The following is a 5,905-nucleotide window of genomic DNA, read 5'->3' as shown; positions in this document are numbered from 1 at the left end:
CGTTATGGGTTTTCTTTTGCGGAGGAAGAGGGATTCGAACCCCCGGAGGTGTGACCCTCAACAGTTTTCAAGACTGCCGCATTCGACCACTCTGCCATTCCTCCTTAGCGGCAGCAAATATAAGAAGCTTTTTTTGTTCTCAGAAGTATTTTTTTTAGAATAATATCCCTTCCCTTTAAGGCAGATCGGTAATCCGGGATAATACTTTGGAGTCTTTCACTGACTGTTAGTAAATCTTTGTTATTTATGGAATTATTGAAAGGACCATATTAAATTTTTCATTAAATTCAAGCTATTCAAATTATGACTCCTTTATTATGGCAAATTTCAATCTTAACATCAATGGAAAAAACACCCAGATAGATGTGGATCCTTCCACTCCTATGCTTTGGGTATTAAGAGACCACTTAAATTTAGTGGGCACCAAATACGGCTGTGGAATATCCCAATGTGGTACCTGTACCATACACCTTGGTGATGTGGCAGTGCGCTCCTGCCAATTGCCGGTTTCTGTAGTAGGTAACCAGGCGATAACCACTATTGAAGGGTTGTCCGAAAACGGGGACCATCCTGTACAGCAAGCCTGGTTAGAACACGATGTGCCGCAATGTGGCTATTGCCAGGCGGGACAGATCATGAACGCAGCTGCGTTTTTAAAGCATAACGATAATCCCACAGATGAACAGATAGATGCCGCTATGAACGGGAACATCTGTCGCTGTGGCACATACACACGTATCAAGAAAGCAATCAAGACCGCAGCTAATTCCGAAAACGCTTAATAGCCGGCTCACTTTTAATACAACTATCATGACTAAGATAAAAACACACTACAACAGACGTTCTTTTATAAAAGTATCTGCCGCCGCAGGTGGAGGCATGCTTATTGGCTTTAGCTGGCTCAACGGATGTAAACCAAATTCACCCGAGTTACAGGCCGGTGTGGCCGTACCAAAGGAATGGTTTGAGATCAATGGGTATATCAAGATTGGAGAAACAGGTATGGTTACCATCTATTCGCCCAATCCGGAAATAGGTCAAAATGTTCGAACCTCCATGCCAATGATCGTGGCTGAAGAATTAGATGTGCCATGGGAAAATGTGGTAGTAGAGCAGGCACCTTTGAATACAGGATTCTATCAAAATCAATTTGCCGGTGGTAGTCTTTCTATCCGATTAAGCTGGAACGCCTTGCGTATGGCCGGTGCCGCTGGAAAATATATGCTATTGGAAGCCGCTGCCAAAGAGTGGGGATTGCAAAAAGGAGATCTTACTGCCAGTGAAGGCGTCATCAAAGAAACAAATGGAGAGCGAACCATCTCCTATGGTGAAATTGCTTCCAAAGCTGTTGGCATTGAAGTGCCTGAAGAGCTCGAACTGAAAGAACCAAAAGATTTTACTCTTATAGGTACCAGTCAGAAGAATGTGGACGGTATGAAAATAGTGACCGGCAAACCGTTGTTCGGCTGGGATTTCCACAGGGATGGAATGAAACTGGCAATGATCGAACATCCACCCGCTTTCGGGATGAAAGTAAAGGACTTTAATGAAGATGAGATAAAAAGTATGCCAGGAGTTAAAGATGCCTTTATCATCGATACCTCTATAGATGAACCCGGTATGTTCGACGAAAAAGGATTTATACAATTGGTCGCCATTGTAGGTGAATCTACCTGGCCTCTAATGCAGGCAAAAAAAGCGCTTAGAGTGAACTGGGAAACCGTAAGCACCCTGGAAAATTCTAATATGCACAGAGAGCGGCTAGAGAAAGCACTTACATCTGGGGAAGTAACGGAAAGTAGAAGGGATGGTAACCCCGAGGCAGCATTTAAAAAGGCGGCCAAGGTAATTGAACGCTCCTATACTGCTCCCTTTATTGCACATAATACCCTTGAACCCATGAATTTCTTTGCCAATGTTACGGCAGATTCAGCCGAATTGATTGGTCCAACCCAAACTCCGGAGGCCCTTGAGGGTTCTGTCGCCAAATTACTTGGCCTACCGCTAGAAAATATTACGGTAAATATGACCCGTATCGGAGGAGGTTTTGGCCGAAGACTCTATGTGCATTTTGGCCTGGAAGCCGCTGCGATCTCGAAAAAAATAGGTGGCCCGGTGCAGCTTATTTATACTCGGGAAGATGATATGACACAAGGGACCTATCGCCCTACTTATAAATCTGTCTATAAAGCCGGCCTGGATGAAAATAATAAACTGATCGCTTTTACCGTAAAAGGCGCTGGTATGCCAGATGGTCCCGTATTTCCGAACAGGTTCCCAGCGGGGACAGTCGAGAATTATTCAGCTGAAAAAATTAAAGCAGATACCAACATAACCACAGGCGCATGGCGCGCGCCAAGGTCTAATTTTACGGCAGGTGCAGAGCAGTCATTCTTAGATGAGGTGGCTGAACTGGCTGGCAAGGACCCCATAGATTTCAGATTAGAATTATTCGATCGTGCCATCAATGACCCTGTTGGTGCAGAGCATGAATACGAAGCGGAACGGTACGCCGGTGTTTTAAAACTCGTAAAGGAAAAAGCCAATTGGGGTACTTCTGCCGCAGGTGTTCATCGTGGCGTTGCGGCCTACTTCTGCCACTCTACCTATGTAGCAGAAATTTTCGATATGATCATAGAAAATGGTCAACCGGTTGTTCAAAAGGTTTGGTGTGCTGTTGATTGTGGAATTGTAGTAAATAAGGATGGTGCAAGGAATATGATAGAAGGTGGGGTAATTGATGGTATTGGTCATGGCATGTACAGTCAGTTGACCTTCGAAAATGGGGCACCCAAAGAAATGAATTTCGATAAATACCAATTGATACGTCATTCCCAGGCACCCAGGGAGATAGAAGTTTTCTTTGTTGAAAATGAAATTGCCCCTACCGGACTTGGAGAACCAGGCCTTCCTCCTGCAATAGGAGCGTTGGCAAATGCGCTTTACAAAGCTAAAGGCGTTCGGTATTATGATCAACCCTTTATGGGCACAGAAAGACGGGTATTGGGATAAAAAAGATCAGAGAACCTGAAATCCATTGGCAAAGGGGTCTTCCTCATCTATGGTAATATTGTTATGCCCATATTGCCTTGCCCAGCCTTGAATACCGGGTATAATGGCTTCATTACCCCCTACCTTGGTGAGGCCTTCAATGCTGCCGGTAAATTGGGAACCAATGATGCTTTCATGAATAAACGGAGTTCCCACTGCTAACTTACCCTGTGCATGCCATTGTGCCATACGTGCCGACGTGCCTGTGCCACAGGGAGACCTGTCTATGGCCTTCTCCCCATAAAAAACAGCATTCCTCGCCGTAGATCCCTCATGAATCGGTGTCCCTGTCCACAACAAATGGCTAACATCACGGATAGTTTTATTCTCTGGATGAATAAAGGTGTTAGCATATTTCTGATTGATCCGCCTGCGAATTTCCGGACTGATCTGAATAAGCTGACTCGCACTAAAATTCTGCAAGCCTTTAAAATTCTTTTGTTGATCTAATATGGCATAAAAATTTCCTCCGTAGGCCACATCAAAAACCAGGTCTCCTAAAATTGGACAATTAATCTCCAGTTTTTCCGCTGCTAAATAAGAAGGTACATTACTCAGTTGTACCCAGAGCACCTTTCCTTTTTTCATTTCATAGGTTGCAGTGATAAGTCCGGCCGGAGTTTCCATTCTTATATATCCCGCTTTTTTGGGGATAATGATCTTCTCTTCAATGGCGAGTGTAATGGTCCCTATGGAACCGTGTCCGCACATAGGCAGACACCCGCTTGTTTCTATAAAAAGTATCCCAAAATCGTTTTCAGGATCTGAAGGGGGGTAAAGAATACTGCCGCTCATCATATCGTGACCCCTGGGTTCAAACATGAGCCCTCTCCTTATCCAATCGTATTCGGTCAGAAAATGCTGGCGCTTTTCACTCATAGTTTTCCCAACTAACACTGGGCCACCTTTTACTACAAGTCGGACCGGATTACCACAGCAATGTCCATCTACACAATGAAAGGTATATTGCGCCATATCTCAATTATAGTTTAGCGCGAGTAAGCGTTCCGTCCACTCTTCTTAGAAGTTGTAAGGGATTGGCATTTTGCAAGGCAGACGGCAACAATTCATCCGGACAATTCTGGTAACACACTGGTCGCAACCATCTCTTTATAGCATCATCTCCTACTGCTGTGAATCGGCTATCCGTAGTAGAAGGATAAGGCCCTCCGTGCTGCATGGAGGCAGAAACCTCCACCCCAGTGGGTACTCCGTTAAAAACAAGTCGGCCTACCCTGGCCTCCAATTGTTTCAATAGAAAATCATATCCCCGCAATTCCTCAGTGGTCCCTATTACCGAAGCCGTTAATTGTCCTTCAAGGAGCTCAACGCATCTTTCGAGGTCTTCAATGTTCTGGCATTCCACCAGAAGGGAAAAAGGTCCGAAAACTTCTTGATGAAGTTTGGGATTTTCCCTGAATTCTGCAGCGCTTACTTTTAAAATAGCAGGCCTGCCCACATTGGGGTTTGTCTCTTTCGAAAATTCAACAACCAAAGAAGTTCCTTTTTGCTGTTGCATTTGCGACCTACCATCATCATACTTATTGGCAATAGCCGGGTGTAGCATACTAGCCGGGACAACCTCCTTAATTTCCCGTGCCAAAATCTCTGTGAAACGATTAAGATCGGAATTTTTTATTCCCATGAGGATGCCTGGATTGGTACAAAATTGACCACTCCCCAGAGTAACCGACTGTGCAACGGTCTTGGCCCATTTTTCGTTTTCTGTTTTTAATATCTCAGGTAATAGGACTACCGGATTAACACTTCCCATTTCGGCAAACACAGGTATTGGTTCTTTTCTTTGTGCAGCAAGATCGAAAAGGGCGCGTCCTCCATTTATACTTCCTGTAAATCCTACGGCTTTCAGGAACGGATTTTTTAGTAAGGCCTCCCCTACTTCATGCCCGCTACTATTGAGATGGGAAAACACACCTTCTGGCATAGAAGTATCTTTAGCAGCTTTAATAATTGCCGAAGACACCATACTTCCGGTCCCGGCGTGCATGGGATGTCCTTTTACAATTACCGGGCAACCTGCCGCAAGGGCACTTGCGGTATCTCCTCCTGCGGAGGAATATGCCAATGGAAAATTGCTGGCCCCAAAAACAGCCACGGGTCCAAGTGGCACCAAGATTTTACGCAGGTCTACTTTGGGTACGGGTAGTCTTTCGGGTTGGGCCGTATCAATGCTCGCTTCCACAAAAGATCCTTCGTCCAGGATCTGAGCAAACATTCGTAATTGATTAACTGTCCTGCCTCTTTCCCCTTTGGCTCTGCCTTCTGGCAGACCGGTCTCCGAGCAATATTGAGCTATCAGAGTTTGATCCAGGGCCATGATCTCATCTGCAATGGCCATAAGAAACTTGGCCCTATGTTTATAACTGGTTTCTGCATAGATCAAAGAGGCCTTGTGGGCCAAGGATACCGCTTCCTGAATCTCTTCTGGGGCAGCCTCGTAGTAGACCATTTCATTCTCAATATTTAAGATAGGGTTGATTGTCTTAAAAGTATTTGTTCCCCTTTTTGATCGTGTAAATCCAATGATATTCTTTCCGTCTAACATATTTCTCTGCTATTTACTTTTTAATTCCAGGTACTCAGGAAGCACAGGTCTGCTGGCAACCCCTCTATCTATGATCCTTTGCACACGTACTCTTTCATCTCCTTGAAGCGGTAATCGCGGAGGTCGTACATATTCCGTTCCTATACCTGTTGCCACTTCGGCCATCTTAATATTTTGTACCAATTGCGGATTTATGTCTAATTCTAATAATGGCATAAACCAACGGTAAATTGAAAGCGCCTCTTGTATTCGGCCTGCCTTTACCAACTCATAAATAGCAACCGTCTC

Annotated in this window: 5 protein-coding genes and 1 tRNA gene; 2 read left to right on the top strand and 4 right to left on the bottom strand. The window is 44.7% G+C overall.

Annotated elements, in window-relative coordinates:
- Positions 1-19: 19 nt before the first annotated feature.
- A tRNA-Ser gene (locus Q0X72_RS06910) sits at positions 20-104 on the bottom strand.
- A 213-nt stretch (positions 105-317) separates the two neighbouring features.
- Here Q0X72_RS06910 and Q0X72_RS06905 point away from each other — a divergent pair.
- Together Q0X72_RS06905 and Q0X72_RS06900 are read left to right on the top strand one after the other, a co-directional pair.
- Positions 318-782: a (2Fe-2S)-binding protein gene (locus Q0X72_RS06905; protein ID WP_297763272.1), complete on the top strand. Its 465-nt coding sequence runs from the start codon at positions 318-320 to the stop codon at positions 780-782.
- Between the two features lie 28 nt (positions 783-810).
- Complete coding sequence (locus Q0X72_RS06900) at positions 811-3,012, top strand: molybdopterin cofactor-binding domain-containing protein (RefSeq protein WP_297763269.1); 2,202 nt, start codon at positions 811-813, stop codon at positions 3,010-3,012.
- Between the two features lie 6 nt (positions 3,013-3,018).
- Here Q0X72_RS06900 and Q0X72_RS06895 read toward each other — a convergent pair whose 3' ends face one another.
- The 3 genes from Q0X72_RS06895 to Q0X72_RS06885 all read right to left on the bottom strand — a co-directional run.
- On the bottom strand, positions 3,019-4,026 hold the full coding sequence (locus Q0X72_RS06895) for a 4-hydroxyproline epimerase (protein WP_297763267.1): 1,008 nt from the start codon (positions 4,024-4,026) through the stop codon (positions 3,019-3,021).
- Positions 4,027-4,033: 7 nt separating this feature from the next.
- Positions 4,034-5,617 carry an aldehyde dehydrogenase (NADP(+)) gene (locus Q0X72_RS06890; protein WP_297763264.1) on the bottom strand — a complete coding sequence of 528 codons (1,584 nt, stop codon included), beginning with the start codon at positions 5,615-5,617 and terminating at the stop codon, positions 4,034-4,036.
- Positions 5,618-5,626: 9 nt separating this feature from the next.
- On the bottom strand, positions 5,627-5,905 hold a 279-nt coding region (locus tag Q0X72_RS06885), incomplete at its 5' end, for a dihydrodipicolinate synthase family protein (protein WP_297763261.1).

This window comes from uncultured Muriicola sp. (genome assembly GCF_947258935.1).
Classification (GTDB): domain Bacteria; phylum Bacteroidota; class Bacteroidia; order Flavobacteriales; family Flavobacteriaceae; genus Muriicola.
The sequence above is the reverse complement of the archived record's forward strand: the minus strand, read 5'-3'. Positions and strand labels throughout refer to the sequence as shown.